At 49.7% G+C, this 23,435-nt stretch carries 20 protein-coding genes; 11 read left to right on the forward strand and 9 right to left on the reverse strand.

Annotated elements, in window-relative coordinates:
• Positions 1 to 5 precede the first annotated feature (5 nt).
• From QWF21_RS16025 to pabB, 3 genes are all read right to left on the reverse strand, one after another.
• Positions 6 to 581, reverse strand: a complete 576-nt coding sequence (locus tag QWF21_RS16025) for a hypothetical protein (RefSeq protein ID WP_330089057.1) — start codon at positions 579 to 581, stop codon at positions 6 to 8.
• A gap of 78 nt (positions 582 to 659) precedes the next feature.
• Complete coding sequence (locus QWF21_RS16030) at positions 660 to 1,973, reverse strand: polymorphic toxin type 44 domain-containing protein (protein WP_330089058.1); 1,314 nt, start codon at positions 1,971 to 1,973, stop codon at positions 660 to 662.
• 62 nt (positions 1,974 to 2,035) lie between these two features.
• Complete coding sequence (gene pabB / locus QWF21_RS16035; RefSeq protein ID WP_330089059.1) at positions 2,036 to 3,397, reverse strand: aminodeoxychorismate synthase component I; 1,362 nt, start codon at positions 3,395 to 3,397, stop codon at positions 2,036 to 2,038.
• A 437-nt stretch (positions 3,398 to 3,834) separates the two neighbouring features.
• On the opposite strand from pabB, the gene QWF21_RS16040 reads away from it, so the two are divergent.
• From QWF21_RS16040 to QWF21_RS16050, 3 genes are all read left to right on the forward strand, one after another.
• Positions 3,835 to 5,358 (forward strand): fumarate hydratase, encoded by a 1,524-nt coding sequence (locus tag QWF21_RS16040; protein WP_330089060.1) that lies wholly within the window; start codon positions 3,835 to 3,837, stop codon positions 5,356 to 5,358.
• A 67-nt stretch (positions 5,359 to 5,425) separates the two neighbouring features.
• Entirely contained in the window at positions 5,426 to 7,459 is a 2,034-nt protein-coding gene (locus tag QWF21_RS16045) for a S9 family peptidase (protein ID WP_330089061.1), read from the forward strand.
• A gap of 191 nt (positions 7,460 to 7,650) precedes the next feature.
• Positions 7,651 to 9,606: a methyl-accepting chemotaxis protein gene (locus QWF21_RS16050; protein WP_330089062.1), complete on the forward strand. Its 1,956-nt coding sequence runs from the start codon at positions 7,651 to 7,653 to the stop codon at positions 9,604 to 9,606.
• 45 nt (positions 9,607 to 9,651) lie between these two features.
• Here the strand turns inward: QWF21_RS16050 and QWF21_RS16055 are convergent, their stop codons facing one another.
• The 5 genes from QWF21_RS16055 to asnB form a co-directional block, all read right to left on the reverse strand.
• Positions 9,652 to 10,254: a hypothetical protein gene (locus QWF21_RS16055; RefSeq protein ID WP_330089063.1), complete on the reverse strand. Its 603-nt coding sequence runs from the start codon at positions 10,252 to 10,254 to the stop codon at positions 9,652 to 9,654.
• A gap of 27 nt (positions 10,255 to 10,281) precedes the next feature.
• On the reverse strand, positions 10,282 to 12,111 hold the full coding sequence (locus tag QWF21_RS16060; RefSeq protein WP_330089064.1) for a hypothetical protein: 1,830 nt from the start codon (positions 12,109 to 12,111) through the stop codon (positions 10,282 to 10,284).
• Positions 12,098 to 13,204 carry a hypothetical protein gene (locus QWF21_RS16065; RefSeq protein ID WP_330089065.1) on the reverse strand — a complete coding sequence of 369 codons (1,107 nt, stop codon included), beginning with the start codon at positions 13,202 to 13,204 and terminating at the stop codon, positions 12,098 to 12,100. The genes QWF21_RS16060 and QWF21_RS16065 overlap by 14 nt, the downstream gene beginning before the upstream one ends.
• Positions 13,205 to 13,206: 2 nt before the next feature.
• On the reverse strand, positions 13,207 to 13,569 hold the full coding sequence (locus QWF21_RS16070) for a hypothetical protein (protein WP_330089066.1): 363 nt from the start codon (positions 13,567 to 13,569) through the stop codon (positions 13,207 to 13,209).
• Positions 13,570 to 13,850: 281 nt separating this feature from the next.
• A complete protein-coding gene (gene asnB / locus QWF21_RS16075; protein ID WP_330089067.1) occupies positions 13,851 to 15,515 on the reverse strand; it encodes an asparagine synthase B in 1,665 nt (554 codons plus the stop codon).
• A 152-nt stretch (positions 15,516 to 15,667) separates the two neighbouring features.
• Here asnB and QWF21_RS16080 point away from each other — a divergent pair, with 152 nt between their 5' ends.
• Positions 15,668 to 16,489, forward strand: a complete 822-nt coding sequence (locus tag QWF21_RS16080; protein WP_330089068.1) for a DUF3025 domain-containing protein — start codon at positions 15,668 to 15,670, stop codon at positions 16,487 to 16,489.
• Between the two features lie 140 nt (positions 16,490 to 16,629).
• Here the strand turns inward: QWF21_RS16080 and QWF21_RS16085 are convergent, their stop codons facing one another.
• Complete coding sequence (locus QWF21_RS16085; RefSeq protein WP_330089069.1) at positions 16,630 to 17,250, reverse strand: helix-turn-helix transcriptional regulator; 621 nt, start codon at positions 17,248 to 17,250, stop codon at positions 16,630 to 16,632.
• Between the two features lie 466 nt (positions 17,251 to 17,716).
• Between QWF21_RS16085 and QWF21_RS16090 the strand changes: the two genes are divergently transcribed.
• The 7 genes from QWF21_RS16090 (at position 17,717) to QWF21_RS16120 (ending at position 23,427) form a co-directional block, all read left to right on the forward strand.
• On the forward strand, positions 17,717 to 17,992 hold the full coding sequence (locus QWF21_RS16090) for a Flp family type IVb pilin (protein WP_407935308.1): 276 nt from the start codon (positions 17,717 to 17,719) through the stop codon (positions 17,990 to 17,992).
• Between the two features lie 117 nt (positions 17,993 to 18,109).
• Positions 18,110 to 19,498, forward strand: a complete 1,389-nt coding sequence (locus QWF21_RS16095) for a Tad domain-containing protein (RefSeq protein ID WP_330089071.1) — start codon at positions 18,110 to 18,112, stop codon at positions 19,496 to 19,498.
• The gene (locus QWF21_RS16100; RefSeq protein WP_330089072.1) at positions 19,498 to 20,340 is read left to right on the forward strand and encodes a hypothetical protein; all 843 of its coding nucleotides are present in this window, start codon (positions 19,498 to 19,500) and stop codon (positions 20,338 to 20,340) included. The genes QWF21_RS16095 and QWF21_RS16100 overlap by 1 nt, the downstream gene beginning before the upstream one ends.
• Position 20,341: 1 nt before the next feature.
• A complete protein-coding gene (locus tag QWF21_RS16105) occupies positions 20,342 to 21,019 on the forward strand; it encodes a hypothetical protein (protein WP_330089073.1) in 678 nt (225 codons plus the stop codon).
• Positions 21,019 to 21,207, forward strand: coding sequence for a hypothetical protein (locus QWF21_RS16110; RefSeq protein ID WP_330089074.1), 189 nt, complete (start codon positions 21,019 to 21,021; stop codon positions 21,205 to 21,207). The genes QWF21_RS16105 and QWF21_RS16110 overlap by 1 nt, the downstream gene beginning before the upstream one ends.
• A gap of 9 nt (positions 21,208 to 21,216) precedes the next feature.
• Complete coding sequence (gene cpaB / locus QWF21_RS16115; RefSeq protein ID WP_330089075.1) at positions 21,217 to 22,104, forward strand: Flp pilus assembly protein CpaB; 888 nt, start codon at positions 21,217 to 21,219, stop codon at positions 22,102 to 22,104.
• 12 nt (positions 22,105 to 22,116) lie between these two features.
• Positions 22,117 to 23,427, forward strand: coding sequence for a type II and III secretion system protein family protein (locus tag QWF21_RS16120; protein WP_330089076.1), 1,311 nt, complete (start codon positions 22,117 to 22,119; stop codon positions 23,425 to 23,427).
• The last annotated feature ends 8 nt before the right edge of the window (positions 23,428 to 23,435 follow it).

The following is a 23,435-nucleotide window of genomic DNA, read 5'->3' on the forward strand; positions in this document are numbered from 1 at the left end:
AAGTGTTACTTCTCTTCGGTTTGCTCTCTTAATCTCGATAATGTAGATGAATATTTCTTGTACTCAATGTACCAGCCATTGGCGAGAGGTTTTGTAAAGTGGGAGTTCTCTAAGGTATCTGGATCCCCTTTAAAAAAAATTTCATCGTTATACTCTGTTAATTGTGCAGGATTGTAACTATAACTGATACTTGCTCCTTTGCCGGCAAAGCCTATTCCCCAGATGGGAAGATAAATTGAGCAGTCGGTATTATCATGTTGTTGCAATGTCATCCCGCTAAACTTAATCAACAGTAAGCTTTTATCCAGTTCTTCGAGCTGGGATTGAAAGTTTGGATCTTGCTTAACCTGCTCGAGGCGTTGCTGTAAGTAGGGATCTTGCTCCATCGATGTTTGGATAAAATAGCGAAAATAAGGTGTCTCTAACTCATGTATGATGGCGCATGCTATCTCCGTTAAGTCATCAAACTGCGCTTGATGCTGATAAAAACGAGCTTCCAATTCACCAATTTCTGGTCGCTTATTACAGGCAGCAAGCACAAGCACTGAGCAAATAAAGATAAGTTTAAGTTGAAGTTTCATTGCGAGTTCCGTACCAGACCAGTTGATGCTTGCAGTAACCCAAGAAGTAATCCTGTGTGATACGTTTGTTGTGAGATACTACCATGGCATCATCCAAAACCGACAGTTTGTTTCCAAATAGAACATGCCATTACTTAAACCGGAAGGAAAGTGCCAGAGCTCACAACTGGACCATAGTGTGCCGCCACCTCCTATGCCTGAACTATCACTGCCCTCACTACCTCCACCAGTACCTGGTGTCGAAAGTTGGCTCAAGGTTCTATCATCAATACACGATAATGTTTTTGAATCTGAAGGGTTTTGACTATGTATATCACGGGCATAACGATAACCACGCATCACCATTTCAGGATCACCCGTTTCATCACCTGTATTGGTTATAAAATTGTATATGCCTTGTGTTGCACTACTCCATGTTATGCCATTCCCATTCTGAATAGCTTGATAAGCCGCAGAGAATCGCTGAGTGTCAGATCCGCTAAATCCCTGTACTTGCATAACAGCACCGTATAAAAAATTGCCAAAATCATCATTGCCAGCCCATGGGCTTAGACTGTCTTTTACATCATAAATTGCACCCATAGAAAAAACTTGTAGATTTCTTTGCATTATCACCATTAGCCGAAGGTTGGCATTTGAGGTTGCAGTATTTATTTTTGTTAACCATGCCTTCTCATCGCGAAGGATTTTATTCAAATTCAGCTGTCTGCCTGAACCATCGCGTGCATAAGGTGCTGGTGTAGGTGGCCTGTTGTTAGCATTGCATTGTGGACCGCTGAGAGCCACTATATCTCCTATTAAAACTGCATTGGATGATGAAGTAACAACAGGAGCACGAAGTGGGTCAGTACAGATAAAAATGCCTCCTATATAATCACATTCTCCTCTAGGAGGCGGAGCCGGAGGTGTTGGCTGTGAAGAAGCTATAGGCTTTGCATTCATAACAACCGATATAATGCTAAACCCCTGAATTTCCCGGTTGTTGATGATGTTAAAGGTATAATCGTAATTAGCCCCATTCTGTGCCTTTTTAAGCCGTAAAGTGGCGCGATCATGACTTTGAAGGTTGATTTTGGTCATATCAAAGTCGGCGTAAATATTCTTGTTGTACACTGTACTGCCATTGGTCAGCTGCCAACGGGCATCATACCCCACCAAGGCCGGGCTATTCATGCCTGGGTAGGATTTATCCACCATAAAGTAGGTTTCACTGGGGTGCAGATCCCGCAAAGTAATGCAAATTTCGCCATTACTGCTGGCGGCTGTCGATAAGGTTACTTCACTGTTTTCTCTTAGTTCCACGCAGGATGCATTAGCAGATCCTATGCTTAAAGCAGCTAAACTCACCCAGATGAAGTGTTGCCATTTTCGACACATCAAGCCATGTAACATTGTTGATTCCTATATCAACTTATCGGAATCATTCTTTTATCACCCCCCCCCCTTTAATTGTGTCAAATATTTATTACGGGTAATATTTTTGAAACTTTATCCAGCGTTTCCTGGTACTCGCTGTTGACTTCGGAGTCGGCCACAATGCCGCCGCCGGCCCAGCAGTGCAGTTGGCCGTTGCAGGCCACCAGGGTGCGGATGGCGATGTTGGTGTCCATAGCACCGCTTTGGTCGATGTAACCGATGGCGCCGCAGTATACCGAGCGCCGGTGTGGCTCCAGTTGCTCAATAATGGTCATGGCGCTGATTTTTGGCGCTCCGGTAATGGAACCACCCGGAAAGGCGGCTTGCAGCAAATCGGTGGCATCGAGTTCGGTGCGCAAAGTGGCGGTGACGGTACTAACCAGATGATGCACCGCCGGGTAGCTTTCAATGGCAAAGAGATCCGGTACCCTTACACTGCCTGGCTCAGCCACCCGGCCTAAGTCATTGCGCAGCAAATCGACAATCATCACGTTTTCAGCCCGATCTTTTGGCGAGTTACGCAGGGCCTCAGCCGTCTCAGCATCCAGTTTGGCATCGCTATGGCGCGGTTTTGTGCCTTTAATAGGCTTGGTTTCTATCTCGCGGTCATGCAGCTGCAAAAAGCGCTCGGGTGAAATACTGAGCACGCAGCCTTCGGGCAGGCGCATAAAAGCAGAGAAGGGCGCGGCATTGGCGGCGCGCAGCTTCTGATAGGCTTGCCATTCGCTGCCGCTGTAGCTGGCGCTAAAACGCTGCGCCAGGTTAATCTGGTAGCAGTTACCGGCCAGCAGGTGTTCGTGCACCTGTTCAAAGCGGGTCTGGTAGCCGGCTTTGTCCATATTGGCCTGCCAATCACTGGTCAGAGCAAAGGGGCTGGACGCTTGCCGGTACTGACGTAGCCGTTCATTTAGTTTGGTCCAGTTTTGTTCGGCATCGCCGCGATAATCCAGATACCACAGCTGCTGCTTTTCTTTATCCAGCACCAAAGCCCAGAGATAAATGCCGATGGCCATATCCGGCAGTGGCAGATCTTTGCTTGCTGTAGCCGGTATCTGCTCGCTGTAGCGGCCAAGATCATAGCCGAAATAACCCAAAGCACCGCCCTGAAAAGGCAAGTCGAGCTTGGGTGCAGGCTCTGGGAAGTAGCATTTTAAGGCGGCCTTTACCACGGCTAACGGATGTTGCTGGTAATGATGGGCACCTTGATCATCGGTCAGCACCGTATGGCCATCCTTGGCTTCAATGGTACAAACAGGTTCGGCTGCTAAGATATCAAAACGGTTGTTCTTACTAACCGGGCCAGCTGAGTCCAATAAAATCGCCCAGGGCTGCTCTGCCAGCGGGGCAAAAAAATCCAGCAAGTCGGTCGGGGCGTCGCCAATAATATGATAGTGCTGCATGCCAATATCCAATTGCACGACCAAGGTTGTATGTACGAAACTCTGGCCGCTGTTTTTGATGCGTTGTATGATATACCCAAGTAACCTCAAGATGCGAGTTTCAGATCCTTTGGGCGCTTTCAATGCAAGGCACCCTGGCGACGCAATGTCGACCACCTTGCTAGCTAGGGTAACACCGCAGTGAAAGCTGGTATAGGGATATACCGTTTAGCGAACCTGAGGATGGAAAGCGCCCAGAGGCTCCCGCAGGGCTGGGCTAAAAGCGCTTTATGCGGCGTTAGCTGTTGTCGATTTGGAACCACCAAACCTTCCAACAACTGCCTTGCCTAAAGCGCTTTTATCTCCCGCTGAAGCCTGCATCTTGAGGTCACTTGGGTATATTAGCCATACAACAAAGATTGAATGATGCAGTGATTACGACAGAGGACAGATTTCAGATGACCGTCATCCGCCAGCAAGATTTTATCGACAGCATTGAAGATGCATTGCAGTACATCTCCTATTACCACCCGTTGGATTTTATCCAGGCACTGGAAAAAGCTTATCACAAAGAGCAGAACAAAGCGGCCAAAGACGCCATTGCACAAATTCTGATTAACTCGCGGATGTCGGCTGAAGGCCACCGACCGATATGCCAGGATACCGGCATTGTTACCTGCTTTGTTAAAGTAGGCATGGATGTAAAGTGGGATAAAACCGACTTGACGGTGCAGCAGATGGTGGATGAAGGCACCCGCCGTGCTTACAACAACCCGGATAACCCGCTGCGCGCATCCATTGTGGCCGATCCGGCCGGTGCCCGCAAAAACACCCGCGACAACACCCCGGCGGTAGTGCACCTGGATTTGGTGCCAGGCGCCGAAGTGGAAGTGATGATTGCCGCCAAAGGCGGTGGCTCTGAGAATAAAACCAAAATGGCGATGTTAAACCCGTCCGACTCCATCGTCGACTGGGTGCTGGAGTCCTTGCCAAAAATGGGCGCTGGCTGGTGCCCGCCTGGTATGCTCGGCATTGGCATTGGCGGTACCGCCGAAAAAGCCGCGGTACTGGCGAAAGAGTCCCTGATGGATCCGGTCGATATTCAGCAATTGATCGACAAAGGCGCCGAAACCGCCGAAGAAAAGCTGCGACTGGAGCTGTACGAGAAAGTCAACCAGTTGGGCATTGGTGCTCAGGGCCTCGGCGGTCTGACGACGGTGGTGGATATCAAAATCAAAAGTGTGCCCACCCATGCCGCCTCTTTGCCGGTAGTGATGATCCCAAACTGCGCTGCCACCCGCCATGTGCATTTTCATCTGGATGGCAGTGGCCCGGCCGATATCAAGCCACCCAAACTGGAAGACTGGCCAGAAGTGACCTGGGAGCTTGGCAGCAATGTGCGCCGGGTGAATCTGGATACCGTCACGCCGGAAGAGGTACAAAGCTGGCAGGCTGGTGAAACTGTGCTGTTAAGCGGTAAGATGCTGACCGGCCGCGATGCCGCCCACAAGCGCATTGCCGACCGCCTGAATAAAGGCGAAGGCCTGCCGGAGGGCGTCGATTTGACCAACAAGTTTATCTACTACGTTGGCCCGGTCGATGCGGTGGGTGATGAAGTGGTCGGCCCGGCTGGCCCTACTACGGCCACCCGAATGGATAAATTCACCGAGATGATGCTGTCGCAAACCGGTCTGCTTGGTATGATTGGTAAATCCGAGCGTGGTGATGCCACGGTGGAAAGCATCAAGCAGCATAAAGCGGTGTATCTGATGGCTGTTGGTGGTGCCGCTTACCTGGTATCCAAAGCCATCAAAAAAGCCCGGGTCGTTGCGTTTGAAGACTTAGGGATGGAAGCCATCTACGAGTTTGACGTCGAAGACATGCCGGTCACCGTCGCGGTAGATAGTCAGGGCAACAATGTGCACAAACAAGGCCCGGCCATCTGGAAAGTAAAAATCGAAGAAATGGCTGGCGCAAAATAAAACGCAGCGAAGCATCCAAACCTGTAAGCTCTGCTTGCAGGTTTTTTTTAACCAGGGGAAGCATGCTATGAAAATTAGTTTCTTGACAGTCTCAGCACTGCTGGTAGCTGGGCTAGGGGTTCACGCCAGCGCCAAAACGCCGCTACAGGTCGAGCATTTAGCCCAACTTAATCAGCTTAGCGATATTGTATTGGCACCGGGCGGTAATCAGTTGGTGTTTGCACAAAAAAATGGCGGCGTGAAGCCTGCTGATAGCAGCCACGATCTGTACTTAATGGATTTAAGCAACAACAATACTATCCGCCGCTTAACGCAAAACAGCAGCCGCGAACATCAGGTACGCTGGGCTGCCGATGGCAGTGCCATTTACTTTTTGGCCGACCGTACTGGCTCCAATCAGGTATGGCGCTTAAATCTCAGCGGTGGTGAAGCCATGCAGCTCACCGACTTGCCGCTGCCGGTGCAGGGCTTTCAGGTATCAAACAACGGCCAGAAGCTGGCGCTGGCGCTACAACACAAACCGGGCTGTGGTGATATTGCCTGCACAGTGAAAGCGAAAGCGGACGATGCCGCCCGCAAAGATACCGCCATGGTGTACGATCAGTTAATGGTACGCCATTGGGATCGTTGGCTTGATGGCTACCGCAGCCATTTGTTTGTGGCAAATCTTGCTGATAAGCCGGTCACCGATTCACTAAACCTGATGCCAGACTGGAACAGCGATATTGCCGGCATCAACGAAGTAGCCTTTACGCCGGATCAACAGCATTTGGTGTTCAGCGCCAAAATGCCTGGCGTGGACGAAAGCTGGCACACCAATTTTGATATTTTTGAAGTCAGTATTGAAGGGGGCGAGAAGAAAAACCTCACCGCCGACAACCCGGCCTGGGACTCGCACCCATCCTTCTCACCGGATGGACGTTTTATGGCGTATCTGGCGATGCAAACACCGCAAGCCGAATCCGACCGGCGTCGGCTGGTGCTGCTCGATCAGGTGACTAATCAGCGCACGGTACTGACGGAGGACTGGGACCGTTCCATTTATTCCTACCAGTTTGGTCCGGACAACCGCACCATTTATGTGACAACACAAGATGTAGGACAGGTCAGCATTTATGCCATCAACACCAGTTTTGGTGATGTACGCAAAGTTTATGGCGATGGCACCGCTGGCCACCTGAATGTGGCTGGCGAGCGCATTGTATTTAGCAATCACCGGCTAAACCAGCCAACAGAGATTTACCAGATCCAGACCGATGGCAACCGGCTGCAGCAGCTGACCAATGTCAATGGTCCCTTGCTGGAAGGCATTGCCTTTGGTGAGTTTGAGCAGTTTAGTTTCTCCGGCTGGGATGGCAATACCGTCTATGGCTATCTGGTGAAACCGGTCAACTTCAACGCCAACCGACGCTACCCACTGGCCTATCTGGTGCATGGAGGCCCGCAAGGCAGCTTTGGCAATATGTTCCATTACCGCTGGAATGCCCAGCTGTGGGCAGCGCAGGGCTATGCGGTGGTGATGGTCGATTTTCATGGTTCTACCGGCTATGGCCAGGCCTTTACCGACTCCATCAGCCGCGACTGGGGCGGAAAGCCGCTGGTTGATTTGCAAAAAGGCTTTGAGTACATTCAAAAAGCTTACCCATGGATTGATGGCAACCGAGCCTGTGCCTTGGGGGCTTCCTATGGCGGTTACATGATGAACTGGTTTGCCGGCAAATGGCCGGATGCTTTCCGCTGCCTGGTCAACCACGCTGGTTTGTACGATATGCCAAGCTTTTACGGCAGCACCGAAGAGTTGTTTTTCCCGGAATTTGATCTGGGCGGCACCGCCTGGGATGAGGATTCGGATTACGCCAAATTTAACCCGGCGGCTTATGCCGACAACTGGCAAACGCCGATGTTGGTGATCCACGGCTTAAAAGACTACCGGGTGCCATACGCCCAGGGCCTGGGTGCCTTTACCAATCTGCAGCGTAAAGGTATCGAGTCGCGGCTGGTGATTTTCCCCGACGAGAATCACTGGATCCAAAAACCAGAGAACCGGGTACGCTGGTACAACGAAGTGTTCGACTGGATGAAACGCTTTACTGCTGAATAATCGTTGTCAGGGGCGCTGCATGGCGCTCCTGAACCTTGCATTGATTCACTTCATCGTTGCTGACAATTTACTCCTGCCCGCACAACAATATCATAAAAATATCACGATATCCTTCATGCAATAGATACAAACTCAGATACGCTCATTCAATACGCTTAATGAGTTGCCAATTGTGGGCTCAGGGAGGAATGATGTCATTTGCGGCTAAAGTAAAATGGATCAGCATTTTCATTGTACTCTTTCCGATGATCATTGCTACGGCAGTGGTAACCTATATGGCGCAGAGTGCACTGTACCAACAAGCAGAAGATAGCCTGACTGCGGTGCGGGAAATTAAACAACAGCAAATCGGCTCTATGTTGAGTGAGTTTGCCAATGCTCTTGAAGTGGTTACTGCTGCAGTGCAAGCCATGCAAAGTATCTCTGAGGTCGAACGGCAACATGACTTGTTTCAGCAACTGAATCAACAGCTGGGTTTTTACGATATTTTTATTATTCAAAGTGACGGTACTGTCGCTTACACCGTAGAGCGGGAATCGGATTATCGTAGCAATTTGCGTCATGGCCCATACAGCAACTCTGGTTTAGCCCGTTTAATGCAACGTAGTCAGCAGCAAGCTGGGCAGATTGTACTGGAAGACTTCTCACCATATGCACCTTCTGGCAATGAAGCCGCAGCTTTTCTGGGCCGGCAATTGCAGCTGGCAGACGGTATGGTCACAGTAGCGGTGCAATTATCAATAGAAAAAATCAATCAGGTGATGCAAGTCCGTGAAGGCATGGGCCAAAGTGGCGAAACCTATCTGGTTGGCAGTGATTTACGCATGCGGTCGGATTCATTTCTCGATCCGGTTAAGCGCAGTGTGCAAGCTTCGTTTGCCGGCACCATCGCTAACAATGGTGCTGATACTGCTGTGGTTCGCCAGGCCTTGGCGGGGCTACAGGGGGTACAGCCGGTCATTGATTACAATGGTAACTGGGTGGTTTCGGCCTATGCACCACTCGATGTGTTCGGTGTACGTTGGGCCTTATTGGCGGAAATTGACCGGGCGGAAGTATTAGCGCCAGCCCGGCGTATGCTGTGGATAGGGGTCGTGATTTGTCTGGCTGCCATCGGGCTTGCTTTTGCTGCAGCTCAGTTGGTGTGCCGATTTGTACTGGAACCGCTTGGCGGAGAACCTGAGGCCATGTGTCAGTTAACCAGTGTGATTGCTGCCGGGGATCTCACTACGCCGCTGGAACGACGCGACAGCGATAAGCATCTGATGAGTTGGCTGGCACGGATGCAGCAGAGTTTGCGCCAGTTGGTACAGCAATTGGTTGGCGTTGGTCAGCAACTGGAAATGACAGCCGAGCAAAACTCTGCCGCCATTACGCAAGCAGATGGCAGTATTCAATTGCAGGCAAAAGAAACCGATATGTTGGCCACGGCGATAGAACAGATGAGCTATGCGGCAGCAGAAATTGGCCAGAATACCAGCAAGGCTTTGTTTGAACTGCAATCGTGCAAAGGCTCTTCTGAGCATTTACAACAGAATTTAACCAGCAGCCAACTGAGTTTGAAAAAAACACTGGACAGTTTTGCTGAAATTCATCAGGAAGTGCGGGCATTGGAGCAGGATAGCCAAAAAGTCGGCCAGGTATTGGATGTGATCAACACCATTGCAGAGCAAACCAACTTGCTGGCCTTAAATGCTGCCATTGAAGCCGCCAGGGCAGGAGAGCATGGCAGGGGCTTTGCGGTGGTTTCGGATGAAGTCCGCCAACTAGCCAGTAAGGTGCAAGAGGCAGTTCAGGAAATATCGGCTGTGTTGCATGGTATTCAGAAGCAGTCGGTTGGCTTGGCCAGGCACAGCGAGGTTTGTGCGCATGAATCGGCAAAAACAGCACAGGATGCAACCCTGATGGAAGGCTCTGCCGCAGAGATCGATCAACGTTTAGCGACTTTAAAAGAGCTGATGGGGCAAACAGCCAGTGCTGCAGAGGAGCAAACCACAGTATCGGCGACCTTAGCGGAAGGCATTAGCCGGTTAAGTGCCTCTGCGGAAGAAAACAGCACAGCGATCAGTCAGGTAGCGGGGAGCACCCGTGACTTGTTGGGGCTTGCAAACCAGTTAGGGCGTTCGGTGGCACAGTTTAAGGTATAAACTTCAGGCTGAGCCAGCGTTGAAAGCATGGCTCAGCCGGAGGGCTCAGAATAGCTTTCTTCTGAACAGCAGCAGGAACAGCGGTGTGAACAGAGCCAGGCTGGCGGGCTCGGGTACTCTGACACTGCAATTTCCTTGGCCAACACTAATGCAAGCACCTTGCACACTGAGATCCAAACTAAGGCCATCACGACCTACCACATTGCGTTCAAAGTTTGGATCTGCACCAAAGGTCACCCAGCTAAAGCCATCGGTCAAGGCTTCAAAGGTGAGTGTAAACAAGAGCAATGGCTCGGTTTGTAAGTCAAACAGCTCATCATCCAGTAAGAATGAGGTCATAAAGCTGTTGACCGAATTGGCCTGCAATTCACTGTCGTATAGCGCATCCCAGTCTGGATCAAAGGTATAGTAAGGCAGAGCAAACTCAAGATTATTTGCTTGTAGGATCAAGCCACTAAAAAGTAACTGAATATCCCAGCCTGACACAATTTCATTGCTATCGCTCAGGCCATCAACCAGCACATCAATCGACACCAGCTCACCAACATTAACATGTTGGCTGGATGGGGACAGGTACAACAGACCTGCCTGTACCGGCGATAACGCCAGTACCAGCAGCAGGGACATCATCGATAATATTTTTTTCATCACAGTATCCTCAATTTTCAGCTCAGGCTATGGTGTGGCACAGCGAGGCAGATCACATTTCAGAGTGCATAAGCGCACATCATTCACGGTAATAAGCCCATCGTTGTTCTGATCTCGCACATCTCCTGGCAAAGCTGCCTGACCAACTGCAGCGCGAACCAGGGCAACATCCAGTGAATCGGTAACGCCATCGCCATTAATGTCACAACCCATCACGGCGCCGGCAATGGTCAGATCGAACAGGATTGGTGAGTTGCCGGAGTCATTTCCATTCAACCGAGTCTGTATCTGTACATAGCGGCCTGAGATCCCAAGCGGTGCGGCATTGGCTGTTGGAACGTAAGGCAGTGCTGACAGGTTTGCGGCTGAGTCGGAAGCCCTGACAGACACCGTAATGGAAGTGCCTGCCGGCACCGACTCTGTCCAACTGATAGCATCCCATTCCATGCCCGCAGTGTTGCTGTCATAAATCACAGTCCAGGTCCCGGTTGGGCTGGTCACATTTCTCGCCACCAGGCCGGTCGCGTCGCTGTAGGTATAGGGCATGTTGCCAACGGGAAAGACGCCAAGTGGTGCCCCATCAGAGCCCCGGTATTTTTGGATACGCCCGGCACTGGTAAAGCCAATTTGCAACACATCGTTGTTAGCATCCACCTGGATCCCAACGGATGAACTGCCACCCGCCTGCAACGGTGCTTGCCAAAGCAAGGTTCCGTCGGGCGCTACTTTGCGGATGGTGGTTGAACCAGCAATGATATTGCCACTGCCATCGGCAACAATACCCGCTGAACCTACGGCCATGTTCGGGATCGCCTGAAAGGTATTGGTGGCAGGATCAAATACCTGATTGCTGCTACCCAGATACACTTTATTGTTGGCCAGAGCTATGCCATAGTTCGAGTTTCCAGCGAATGAGGCCACCTGATAGGGGCCGGTATTGCTCTGAGTATTGGTAATTTTCCCCAGAATACCACTGAGTGAAGCGCTCCAGAGAGTACCATTGCTGTCAATCAGGCAGCCATAAGGGGTCCAGGAGCCGGCACTTGGCTGGCCCGTCGTTGGGACTGTAGAGATGGGGCCAGCCAGGGTGGATCCATCCACCGCACTTACTTTGTAGTAGGTACGGTCACTAAATAAACCGACCCAGAGGTTGCCATCGGTGCCAATACAGAGCGCCCGGCCAAGCACACCGGTTGGCCGCAGTGGCGCACCAATGCCATCTGGGACGCGTTTTACCCAGGCAATGCGTTCATCGAGGATCTCATTGTCATCAATAATGCCATTGCCGTTTAGATCTGCCAGCGGCATCATCTCACTGGCATCGATGATGCCATCGTCATTGGCATCGAAGGAGGTATCCATGACGCCATTGCCATTGCGATCGATAAAGCCTTCCGCCAGAATTTTAATCAGCACAGCAGCGCTTTGCGTGCCCTGGCTAAAATGCCGGTTTAACACATAGGCATTGCCCTGAATATCGACCGCCGTGCGCGAAGGTGCTGCGCCGGCGTAAGCATTGCCTAAATGGTTAAAGTGACCGGCTTGGCCGGCAGGACCAAACCAGGTACGGTAACGGGCGATTTCCCGGTTGCTGTTGGTATCAAACTTGGACACCGTATCTTCCCCCGCATTGGCAATCCAGGCAATCGGGAAGGTGGTACCGACCTCATTCAGCTGCAACTGATTGCTGTTTGGGGCATTGTAATTAACACCATCTAAAATGCCTAAGGCAAAGTCGGCATCCAGAGTATAAGTTTTACTGCTGGCGACAGCGGCACTGGAGCAAGCCAGCACCATGGCAAGCGCCAGATGCCGGGCCAAAGGTACAGTCCCTGTTGTGTGGTTAGTCGGTTTCATGACGCATCACTCCGTGTAAGTCAGATGCCGCAGTGTGCAGGAACAGCACCGATGCAGGCTGTGGTACCTGATCCATATCGTGGAATTGGTTGTTAGTTAGCCGCACGCTTTGCTGGCTGGGTAGATGAACCGCCCAGAGCTGGGCTGTGCCGGTTCTCAGACTCATAAAAACAATGGTCTGATTGTCTGGCATCCATTGCGGATTAAAGTCTTCCCCAGGGTGCTGGGTCAGGTTGCGAACTGCCGTGCCATCGACGTTCATCACGAAAATGTCCATGCGTGTTTTGTCTGGATCATCGCGTGAACTGGCAAAGGCCAACATCGACCCATCGGAAGACCAGCGCGGTGTTTCATAGGCCGCCGGATACTCGAATGTCAGGTTGATGACGTCCCCAGTTACCAGATCGGCTTTCATCAGTGCAGAGTAGCCTCGCATATCAGCAATAAAAGCCAGATAACGCCCATCGGGTGACAGTGCTGGCTGTGCTTTCTTGCGTGACGATACTGTGGTACTGATTGAGGTTAAGCCTGAACCGTCGCTGGCAACCAGCCAGATCTCGCTGGAACGGCTATCCTGGTGGCCCCCAACAAAGGCCAGGTATTTGCCATCGTTTGACCATACGGGTGCTCCTGGCCCTTTGTCGTACCCATCTTGTGCCAGCACGGTGAGACGACCACTAGCAATGTCTACGGCATGGATAGCTGCACCAGGCTGATCTGGCGTACTGGTAATAAAGGCGATGGTACGGCCATCGGGGGACCAGGAAGGGGAGCTCTGCCAATCCAAGGTCGCATGCAAGCGCGAAGTGGCTTGCTGTGCCAGATCCAGCAGATAAATAGCCGACACACCATCCCGTACCGAACTAAAGGCGATGTGGCTGCCATCAGGCGACCACACGGGTTGCATGTCATTGTATTGCCCTTTGGTTAATGCTTGCTCTTTACCTATACCCTGGGTGGTAAAGATCTGCACATGCTCGTGCCGCAGTGAGATGAAGGCAACCGGATGCTCTAAAGCAGGGACTTCTGAACTCAGAGCACAACAAGGCATCAGCCCTGCCGAAAGTGACAGGAACACGAAGTAACGAAGCATGGTTAGTCTCCTGTCGGCCGCACCAGCACCAGAGTGGAAGTGATAAGTTGTTGCTGCTCATCAAACAGCAGCACCCGGTAAGTCCCTTCCACGCTGGTGTACAACTGGAAGTTGCTGCTGCCATCCGCGCTGACCTCAATCAACTCGCTGTGTGAGCTATTGCCGGATTGCACTTCAATCCTCAGCGAGCTGTTGAGTGGGAGGTGGTGGCCTTTTAGCTGGACGATATCACCAGCAACAGCATGGGATGGGCCTGATAAAGTTGGGGTTGTCGCCAGCACCAGGCTGCTGAATACACAGCTGATGACGATGGCTAAGGGCTTGATGCAGCCCATACTTATTTGAAAGTTGTGTTTAGGTTTCATCGCTAAGTTTCTCCTTTTAACAAAGCAGAAACCCGCATTAATGCTGAATATGCAGGTAATTACAGCAGTTGCTAATAAGCATCAAACGAGCCAAATTGGCAACCAATTGCTTTTGATAGAGATATTGACAGCACGGGGAATTTTAGTAGGGACTTATGTAAAGCAAGCTGACATGCGAAACTGCCACCGTTGCTAAGCAGAAAATTAAAAATATTTTATTTTCAGAGGTTTGATGTGAAAAACAGGCTGTGCCAGTAGCCACAGCCTGTGTCAATCAATGGCTAGTAAGCCTCGGTATGCACATCACGCACCGCACGACCGGATGGATCGGTCATTTCTGCCATTTTGGCATCCCAGGCCAATGCTTCAGGCGTGGAGCAGGCAACGGACTTGCCGCCTGGCACACAGGCAATAGCACCGGCATGTGGGAAATGCTCTTCAAAGATCACCCGGTAGTAATAGCCTTCTTTGGTATCCGGCGTATTGACCGGGAAACGGAAGCTGGCGGTGGCCATTTGCTGATCACTGATTTCGCGCTCGGCATGGGCTTTTAAGCTGTCAATCCAGCTGTAGCCAACCCCATCGGAGAACTGCTCTTTTTGCCGCCATAAGATTTCATCTGGCAGCAAGCCATCAAAGGCCTGACGCAAAATGTGTTTTTCCATTTTGCCGTTGCCGCACATCTTGGCTTCCGGGTTTAGCCGCATCGCCACATCCATAAAGGTTTTGTCTAAAAATGGTACCCGAGCCTCAATACCCCAGGCTGACATCGCCTTGTTGGCGCGGTTGCAGTCAAACATATGCAGCCGGCTGATTTTGCGCAAGGTTTCTTCATGGAATTCTTTGGCATTCGGCGCTTTATGAAAATACAGGTAACCGCCAAAGATTTCATCCGAGCCTTCACCTGACAGTACCATCTTAATACCCATGGCTTTGATTTTGCGGGCCATCAGATACATTGGGGTAGAGGCCCGAATGGTGGTAACATCGTAGGTTTCCAGAAAATAGATCACATCACGGATCGCATCCATGCCTTCCTGCACGGTAAAATGCACATTGTGATGCACGGTACCAATGGCATCAGCCACTTTTTGCGCGGCCACCAGATCCGGTGAGCCAGGCAAACCAACAGCAAAAGAATGCAAACGTGGCCACCAGGCTTCGGTCTGATCATCGTCTTCCACCCGGCGCTTGGCAAATTGCTGGGCAATGGCGGAAATTAACGAAGAGTCCAGGCCGCCAGATAACAACACACCATAAGGTACGTCCGACATCAGGTGGCTTTTCACGCTTTGCTCCAGCGCTTTACGCAGCTCAGCTTCATTGGCCGGATTATCTTTTACTGCATCGAAGCTTTGCCAGTCACGCTGGTAGTAGGATTCAAGCTTACCGACCTTGCTGTCAAAAATATGCCCTGGCGGGAACTCTTTAATTTGCTTACACACCGGCACCAAAGCTTTTAGCTCGGAAGATACAAACAACTGGCCATGTTCATCGTAGCCGTAATACAGCGGGATAATGCCAATGTGATCGCGGGCGATCAGGTAGCGCTCTTGCTCGGCATCGTACAACACAAAGGCGAACATGCCGTGCAGCTTATCCACAAAATTGACGCCATGCTCTAAATACAATGGCAGAATGACCTCGCAATCCGACTTGGTTTTGAACGGATACGGTGATACCAGCTCTTTTTCCAGCTGTTTATGATTGTAGATCTCACCATTCACTGCCAGAATGTGATTTCGCTGATCATTAATCAGAGGTTGGGCACCATTTTCAGTATCTACGATAGCCAGACGCTCGTGCGCGAGGATGGCATTATTGTCATTCCAGATCCCAGACCAGTCCGGACCACGATGACGTAATAACTTAGATAACTGCAGCGCCTGCTGGCGCAATGCTTTCACATCAGTTTTGATGTCAAGCACCCCAAATATCGAACACATGTTCACCTCTGTAGAATTAATTGAATTTCGTTTGGCAGTATGTACGGCTATCCGTACCCCCTGAATGTGCCATGCTCAGTAGAAAAAGCAAGTGCTTTTTACAGCTTTTGACACTGGAAAGTTTTCAATGGTAAGAACAACAAAGTGAGCTTATGCAACCGACCCGACTAAAACCCCGCTTTAGCCCGCCAGCCAACTGGCAAGCGGAGCTGTTTCAAAACAACCCTATATTCCACGAGCTACAACAGATGTTTCAACCTGCCAGTTGCAGCGACTGGCCCACGCCTGATTGGTTGAACTCACGGCGAAGCAACACTGACTTTTGCTTTGTTGCCAATGAACTGTTGGAGCAAGACGGCCGTTATTACGAAGACTATATTTATGCAACACAGCAGATCCCAACCCGGGCTGAAAACTGGCACGATCTATTCGGCGCTTTTATCTGGTGCTTGTTTCCCCGCACCAAAGCGCTGCTAAATCAGCTGCATATCGAGGAGATAAAGCGGGCAGGGCTTAGCCCCCGCACGCCACTGCGCAATAAAATCACCTTGCTGGATGAATGCGGCGTGCTGATTGCGCATACATCAGCACAGCAATCCATGGTACAACAACTGCAACAGCATCAATGGCAGCAGGTGTTCTGGCAGCAGCGAGCGCAGTGGTGGCAGCAAATCCGGCCTGTGGTGTTTGGCCATGCGATTTATGAAATGGCAACGCAGCCTTTTATTGGTTTAACGGCCAAATGTTGGTTTATTGAGGTGCCGGATGATTTTTTTAGCTGGCCGCTTGCTAAAAGCTATACTTATTTGGATCAACAGTTGTGCCAGCAAATCAGTCTGCGACCGGAACTGTTACTGCAAAAGCTTCAGCTGACCCCGTTGCCTTTGCTTGGCGTTCCGGCTTGGTGTGCGGATAACTGTCAGGTGGCATTTTACCAGAATCAGGATTACTTTCGTCCAAAGAGGTCATCTTAGTGGATGGCACACAGTCGCCCTGATCTGGTTCCCTGATATAGAAAACGCGGGCAAAAAATGCCAAACATTGGCTGTGTTGAACCTGATGGCAGCGTAAGCAGAACCAAAGCAACCTATGTGTGAGAAAAGATAACTTCAGGTTATCTGAGCTGCAGTAAATTCGCTAACTGGGTGCGGTTACTGACCGCCATTTTTTTAAGGATACGTTGCATATGGGTTTTAACCGTGTTGGGTGATAAGTACAACTGGTTGGCAATTTCTTTGTTGGCTAAACCTTGACAGCTTAATGTTGCGATTTGTAATTCTTTTGGAGTAAGCGCATCCAGGGAAACCGTGGCACCTTGTAGTCGTCTGTTATGTAAATGCTGAGTTAAAATCGAATCGATTGCTTTTCGGGAATACCAAAGCCCACCGCGAAACAGAGTGTGAAATGCTTTAACCAGCAATGCAGTATCATAGTTGGCTTTGAGGGCTCCAACACAGCCTTTATCCAATGCAAAAAGCTCGGCTTCTGCCAATGCATCCTCTACCACTAACACCACTTTTTGATCCGGAAAGTGTTGGCATAAACAGGGCCACAGTCTTTTGGCGCTTTCTACTTCGGTAACCAGCAGGACAACCCACGAAGGCGAATGGGTAACATGACTTAAATTGCCAAGCTCGGAGGCAGCGATCGAAGTACTTTCAAGTGACAGCAAAGTAAAACAGTCAATAAGTAATCTGTTGTTACACGCGGTGTCTGAAATTAATAATACATCCATCCAGTAATACTCTCTTAATGCTGCTCTGGCTGTACTTTTGTTTTTTTAAATGGCATGACCTGATGATAAGCGCCATTCACCATGACCTATGCTAGCAGTTAAATCAACTACTTGATACTTTAATAATACATTTTGCAGGAAAAATAAACAGCAGCAACGCCTGCACCACTTTGCCCATGACGGGCTCTGGGAAGGTCAGTGCGTTGCGATTTCGTAGGGGGCTGACTGAAGCTGTGGACAGAAGTTTTTAGCAGAGCAGTGTTTGTTCAGGCAACTGTTTACGTTGACCAGTAAGCCTTGCAATTTTGTAATGCAACGTTAATAATTGCCCGGTATTCTACACCGTAAGGAGCAAGCTTTTGATAGAAAAATCACAATTGCTCCGTATGGCGTATTTTTTTTTACTGATATACACTTTAGCATTCTGTGTGTGCTTTTAGTGAAACTGGAGTAAATTATGAAAGTAATGAACAAACGCGTTAAAGGTCAGGGGATGACGGAGTACATCATCATTGTGGCATTAATTGCAGTTGCTGCAATCGGTGTATACAGCTTTTTTGGTGAAACCATCCGTAACCAGGTTGCAGGTTTATCCGCTGAGGTTTCTGGTCAAAACTCTGCAACTCAAATTCAGCAAGCGCAAAATGCCGCTAACAGTGCTGACGGTGTTGCCAATCAAAACTATAACCTTGGCACATACAATGAAGGTGCAAACCAAGGCGGTGGCGGTGGTGGCGATTAATTAATCTGCCGGTACTGCATATTTTGTCAGGTGCTTCAGTACTGAAGCACCTGACTTGTTTCTGCAAGACTAAGTTACGCTAGCTTTACAAATGATTGTAGATGGGGTGTCTGAATAATGAAGTACCAAAGAGGTCAGGCATTGGCATTAGGGTTGGTATTTATGACTCTGGTGCTTATGGTCGTATTGTTTAGCTTCAACGCTTCCCAGTTAAATCTTAACAGTAACAAGTTACAGCATACGGCCGACAATGCGGCTTACAGTATGGCGGTACTGGCTGCGCGTGATTTAAATTACAAGGCCTACACCAACAGGGCTATGGTGGCTAACCAGATCTCGGTGGCTCAAACGGTGGGTCTATCCTCTTACCTGGAAATGCATACGGTATTTTTACAAAATGCAAGCGCCGCGCTGGGCTGGCTTCCGGGTGTAGGACAAGTTATTGCAAGCATGTCTCAGGTAATGTCCGGGGTAAACCAGGTTGCTCAGCCGCTGCTGGAGCATGTGCTGCTGCCTGCAGAAAGTATCGCGTTAGAAGCGCTATCAGGGTCACAGCAGCTGTTACACATGGCAGGCTTGGTGCAATCCTTCTCTTTGCCGGCATCGGTAATCACCGATAACGATGTCGATGCTCGACTAGACTTTGCGCAGAATGCGATGTTTATCAACAAGTTTCAGGAGCATTGGCTGGTGATGCAAGATACTTTTGATCGTACGCAACCTGAGCAGCAGTACAGCGAACATGTCAATGTGATAATGAGTTCCAGAGATCAATTCAGCAGTGCGAGAAATCAACGCTGGCCTGTTCCGTTTAGCCTTCCTGCAGATCTCCCTGTTCTCCGAGTGAATACACATCAGCGAGGTGGCTCAGATCTTTTTTTGAATAATAACCAAGAGGAGAGCTGGACTTCGATGGACACTGTCAGCACCCATGTTGAACGATTAGGCTTGAGCTGCAGCTGGCGGCGTGGTTGTCGTTTGCGTTGGCGCAGAACCGAGGTGCCTGTAGGCTGGGGTGGCACAGTGTCAGATAACAGAGCGCAGCTGCGTCATATTAACAGTAACTCCATGTGGGGTGGCAGTCGTAGTCGCAATCCAAGAGCCTCTCACCTTGCAGCCAGCAGCCAGAAATCAATGAGTGGAACTCCCGGCTACAATGGCATTCGTAAGTTTTATGACTTTAGCGACCGTCAGCAAATTGGCATCAATGAAACAGCCAATATTACCGTAGTGGTTTCCAAGCCGACACAACATATTCGCACCAGCCGCCAGTCTGAATGGGGGAATGATCGTATCGATCCGGCAATCAATGAGCAATTCTTCGGAAACCGGATGACGACGATAGCCTCTGCCAATGTGCATTACTCGAGACCCAGGGATTTATGGCCACGTGGCGGTAACCAGCATGAATTTGGCAATATGTACAATCCGTATTGGCAACCCAAACTGAATGAAACCACCAATCAGGCCCGTATCCAGATACGGGGACTCACAGGAGCGCTGTAATGCAGACAGGAGCTTTGTGTCGTCAGCAAGGTCAGGCAGCCATCGAAACGGCGATTACTCTGACTTTCGTTATTGTTCCTTTGCTTATCTTGTTGCCATTGATGGCGAAGGTCACCAATATGCAGCACCGGGCGGATCAGGCTGCGCAGTACACCGCCTGGGAACGTACCGTCTGGCATCAGCAAACACCGTCAAAGTTATCCGCTGCAGGTATCCCTATTCGTTCTGATGCGCAAATTGCAGCTACGGTAGCACCACGATTTTATGGTGAACAAGGGCGCTTAGTGGATAGCAATACCGCAGACTGGAATTGGCAAACCGATATACATCCTTTTTTAAGGTTCCAGTCGCAACGTGATGGCAGCAATACACCTTTGCTGGCTTCCCTGAATGGGCAGGCAAACGATAGCAGCATGGAAGATCGCGTAGTGGCCAGCGCGAGTGGCAGCAGTAAGTTGGCGATAGAGCCCATTGCAAGAGCTTTTATCGACCTGGAAAACCGGCATTACTTCAGTAGCCGGGTTCGCACGCAAATGGAAAGCATCCAGATTGCACCTTTTGATGCGCTGGAGCTGACGGTGTCTGGCAATGCGGCCCTGTTAACTGCGGGGTGGAATGCAGCTGGTCCACAACACGTGGTCCGGCGAATTCAGGATAAGCCCCTGACATTGCCATTGGCAAATCTGAATGTTCCTTTTTTAAATACTTTAAGAAACACCATAGGCAGCTTGCCTTACTATCGTGATATTCGAACCAATCGCCTGAGGTTAGGGCATGTAGAGCCTGATGTGCTGCCACCTTCGCTTTTGTGTACTTATGGCACCACCAACTGTGGAGGTTAAGATGTATCGTTACTGGTTGGTAGGCTGTGTTGTTCTTTTATTACTGCTGCAATCCGTTGCTTATGGGAAAACGCGCCCTGATTTTCCTGAAAATAGCTTTGTTGAAATCGTGGCCGAAAATATGTTGATTAATGGTTTGCCCACCACGGCCTGGACCTTGCAAACCGGATTATCGCAGCAGGAACTGGCAGCCTTTTACCGGCAGCAGTGGCAGGCCGGTAGTGACCATTTTGATGAACAGGAATTTGGCGGTGATGTGATCATTAACAGTGTGCACAAGCCATATGTATACACTGCCCGGATTCACAGCTCAACGTTCGCAGCGACTACAGCATTAATTGCTGTGAGTAGCCTGGAAACCAATGCGCGTCTTAGCCGCTCCCAGCTCTTGCCTGCTCTGGCAGGGAATACGGTGCTTTCTGTCACTGAGCATAACGAGCCAATTGGTTATGCCCGCACTCAGGTGTTGCATAGCCGGAATAGCCTTAGTTTTAACTACGACTTTTACCTACAGCACTTTCAACGCAGTGGCTGGAATGCAGAGTTTGCTGTGCTGGATCCAACCGAGGGCGTGGCTATCCTGCTATTAAACTCAGCAAGACAACAGATAAGCATGACATTTGATCAACAAGCTGAAGGGGTCATGATAGTGGCCAATGAAATTTGGGGGAAACGTTAATGAAGAAAAATAATGGACAGGCATCCGTAGAGTACCTGATTGTTACTGCTATGTTGGTACTTACTTTGTTAACTCCTTTTGGCGATGAAAATCAGAATGTGTTGGAGCGAAGTACCACAGCGGTAACTGATTGGTACCAGGCCTTTGCATTTAGTAAATCTCAACCTGAATTACCAAGAACTTATTAAGTGAATATGATGTATAAACGTAAATTTGATTTCAATTGGGTTTTACTTGCGGTAGCCATTGTTTTGGCTGGTGTTGCTGCCTGGGCGACAAAAAACTACTTCGTTGTAAAGGAACACGAGCTGGTCGAGCGATTGTCCAGAAGCAATGTAGTTATGGCTGAGGTGGTGGTAGCTTCGCAGAATCTTGGAGTGGGTGATCTGGTCAGCCCGGCAAATATGACGGTTCGGCGCATAGAAGCCGATCTGGTACCGTTAGATGCAATACATCCGTCACAATTTCAGGCTGCAGATGGTTTGCATCTGCTGCAACCTATGGCTCCGGGGCGTCCGCTGCTAAGAAGCTATCTACCGGAGAGTAAGGCTGATCGCTTTTCTGATTTACTGGCTGAAGGGCGCAGAGCTGTTACTGTACGGATTGATGAGGTGAATTCCTCTGCTGGTATGCTGCAACCAAATGACAACATTGATTTATTCCTGCTTTTTAACGCCGGTGATCGCACATCCGCGCAAAGGCGCTTGGAGCTGGTATTGGAGGGGGCTGTTGTTCTGGCTACCGGTACCCGGACAACAGAGCATTTGCCCTATGAAACCTATGACTTCCTGGATCAGGTTGCTCGTTACAGCACAGTAACTTTGGATTTGTCGATTGAAGATGCGTTACGGGTGCGAATGGCTGAGGAGAAAGGGCGTTTTGTGACTTTACTGCGCAACAGCAAAGAAGAGCTCGCAGTGCAGCGACGCTCTTTGGATGAAACCGAGCTATTTGCCAGTGCTTTGTCTGAGAGTGGGGCATCTCCGGTTCGTGAGGTTGAAATTATCATTGGTGGGAAAAAATCTGAAGTTCAGACGTATTTGCCTGAAGAACTTCAAAACTTTTTAAACACATTAGAAAACTAGAAGAAGAATGCTATGAAGTCTGTACAGCTTAGTTTGTTGTGGGTGTTGTTATGTTTAGCGTCTTTTTACGGTTATGCGCATTACAATCAACCATTTAAAATGTATGTTGGCTCTGTGGAGCTGTATGCGGCACCTGATGTCGAGCGCATTGTGATTGGTAATGGCTCGGTGCTTAGCGCTAAAGTTGTTGATGAAAAAGGAGTGTTATTATTTGGGGATTCGGTCGGTGAGTCCGATTTACAGCTATGGCTGAAAGATGGTCGCCTGATCAAATTAAGTGTTTATGTCACTGTCAATAACTCACTTCGTGGTGTTGCCCGGGTAAAGCATATGCTAAGTGCCTTTCCGCAATTGGCGATACAGGAATTAGAAGGCCTGATCATTGTTAGCGGCCATGCCCCGCTGGAAGCTCAGAGTCAAATTGAAGCTGCACTTGACGCCTCTGAAAGTGTTGTGAATATGATTAATTACACTCATTTTGGCCCGGGTTTAACACCTATGGTGCGGATGGATGTCAAGATCGTAGAATTCAGTAAGAGCAATATCAACAATATTGGCGTACGCTGGGAAAGTGGTATGGCAGGCCCTGCATTTGGTGCAGCCAAGTCTTTTTCCGCCAACCAGATTTTTCATGTCAGCTCTCCAGGTGAATATCTCGACGGTATCAACTCGGCCATCACCAACCGTATCGGTGTGCTAGATCATCGCAGCTGGACTTCTTTTGGAATTGTGACTGGTATCGGCTCACAAATTCAGTTGTTATCAGAAAAAGGTGATGCCCGCATGCTGGCACAGCCCAATTTGATGACTCGAAGTGGTCAGACTGCCAGCTTCCTGGCCGGTGGTGAATTCCCGATCAGTGTGGTATCGGCGTTGGGATCGCCGGTCGTTGAGTTTAAAGAATACGGAATACGTTTAGAAATTGAGCCAGTGGTGGATTCAGCAAACAACATTACCAGCAAAATTATGGCAGAAGTCAGTTCGCTGGATCCATCCGTCTCTATTGCTGGGGTCCCCGGCATGCTAACTCGTCGAACGGAGTCGGTTGTCAATGTGCACAATGGCGAGACCATCGTGATTTCTGGTTTAGTCAACTCTCAAATGTCAAAGGCGGTCTCTAAGTTCCCGTTGTTAGGGGATATTCCAATACTGGGTGAGTTGTTTAAATCGCGTGATTTTCGTGATGAAAAAACCGAGCTGATGATTTTTGTGACACCAACCATCGTTTTCCCTGAAGAGGCGAGCCATCAACGCAGTCTTGAGCGTGCCCGCGAAATGGTTGAACAATCGCAGGATATGAAACTGTTTTCAATTCTGGATTAAAGGGATCA

The organism is Alkalimonas mucilaginosa, from assembly GCF_036327005.1.
In the GTDB taxonomy this organism is placed as follows: Bacteria; Pseudomonadota; Gammaproteobacteria; order Enterobacterales; family Alteromonadaceae; genus Alkalimonas; species Alkalimonas mucilaginosa.

What these genes read in the sequence shown, in the direction of transcription:
- QWF21_RS16025 (WP_330089057.1), bottom strand. Translation starts at nt 581, where the DNA reads ATGAAACTTCAACTTAAACTTATCTTTATTTGCTCAGTGCTTGTGCTT.
- QWF21_RS16030 (WP_330089058.1), bottom strand. Translation starts at nt 1,973, where the DNA reads ATGTTACATGGCTTGATGTGTCGAAAATGGCAACACTTCATCTGGGTG.
- pabB (WP_330089059.1), bottom strand. Translation starts at nt 3,397, where the DNA reads ATGCAGCACTATCATATTATTGGCGACGCCCCGACCGACTTGCTGGAT.
- QWF21_RS16040 (WP_330089060.1), top strand. Translation starts at nt 3,835, where the DNA reads ATGACCGTCATCCGCCAGCAAGATTTTATCGACAGCATTGAAGATGCA.
- QWF21_RS16045 (WP_330089061.1), top strand. Translation starts at nt 5,426, where the DNA reads ATGAAAATTAGTTTCTTGACAGTCTCAGCACTGCTGGTAGCTGGGCTA.
- QWF21_RS16050 (WP_330089062.1), top strand. Translation starts at nt 7,651, where the DNA reads ATGTCATTTGCGGCTAAAGTAAAATGGATCAGCATTTTCATTGTACTC.
- QWF21_RS16055 (WP_330089063.1), bottom strand. Translation starts at nt 10,254, where the DNA reads ATGAAAAAAATATTATCGATGATGTCCCTGCTGCTGGTACTGGCGTTA.
- QWF21_RS16060 (WP_330089064.1), bottom strand. Translation starts at nt 12,111, where the DNA reads ATGAAACCGACTAACCACACAACAGGGACTGTACCTTTGGCCCGGCAT.
- QWF21_RS16065 (WP_330089065.1), bottom strand. Translation starts at nt 13,204, where the DNA reads ATGCTTCGTTACTTCGTGTTCCTGTCACTTTCGGCAGGGCTGATGCCT.
- QWF21_RS16070 (WP_330089066.1), bottom strand. Translation starts at nt 13,569, where the DNA reads ATGAAACCTAAACACAACTTTCAAATAAGTATGGGCTGCATCAAGCCC.
- asnB (WP_330089067.1), bottom strand. Translation starts at nt 15,515, where the DNA reads ATGTGTTCGATATTTGGGGTGCTTGACATCAAAACTGATGTGAAAGCA.
- QWF21_RS16080 (WP_330089068.1), top strand. Translation starts at nt 15,668, where the DNA reads ATGCAACCGACCCGACTAAAACCCCGCTTTAGCCCGCCAGCCAACTGG.
- QWF21_RS16085 (WP_330089069.1), bottom strand. Translation starts at nt 17,250, where the DNA reads ATGGATGTATTATTAATTTCAGACACCGCGTGTAACAACAGATTACTT.
- QWF21_RS16090 (WP_407935308.1), top strand. Translation starts at nt 17,717, where the DNA reads ATGAACAAACGCGTTAAAGGTCAGGGGATGACGGAGTACATCATCATT.
- QWF21_RS16095 (WP_330089071.1), top strand. Translation starts at nt 18,110, where the DNA reads ATGAAGTACCAAAGAGGTCAGGCATTGGCATTAGGGTTGGTATTTATG.
- QWF21_RS16100 (WP_330089072.1), top strand. Translation starts at nt 19,498, where the DNA reads ATGCAGACAGGAGCTTTGTGTCGTCAGCAAGGTCAGGCAGCCATCGAA.
- QWF21_RS16105 (WP_330089073.1), top strand. Translation starts at nt 20,342, where the DNA reads ATGTATCGTTACTGGTTGGTAGGCTGTGTTGTTCTTTTATTACTGCTG.
- QWF21_RS16110 (WP_330089074.1), top strand. Translation starts at nt 21,019, where the DNA reads ATGAAGAAAAATAATGGACAGGCATCCGTAGAGTACCTGATTGTTACT.
- cpaB (WP_330089075.1), top strand. Translation starts at nt 21,217, where the DNA reads ATGTATAAACGTAAATTTGATTTCAATTGGGTTTTACTTGCGGTAGCC.
- QWF21_RS16120 (WP_330089076.1), top strand. Translation starts at nt 22,117, where the DNA reads ATGAAGTCTGTACAGCTTAGTTTGTTGTGGGTGTTGTTATGTTTAGCG.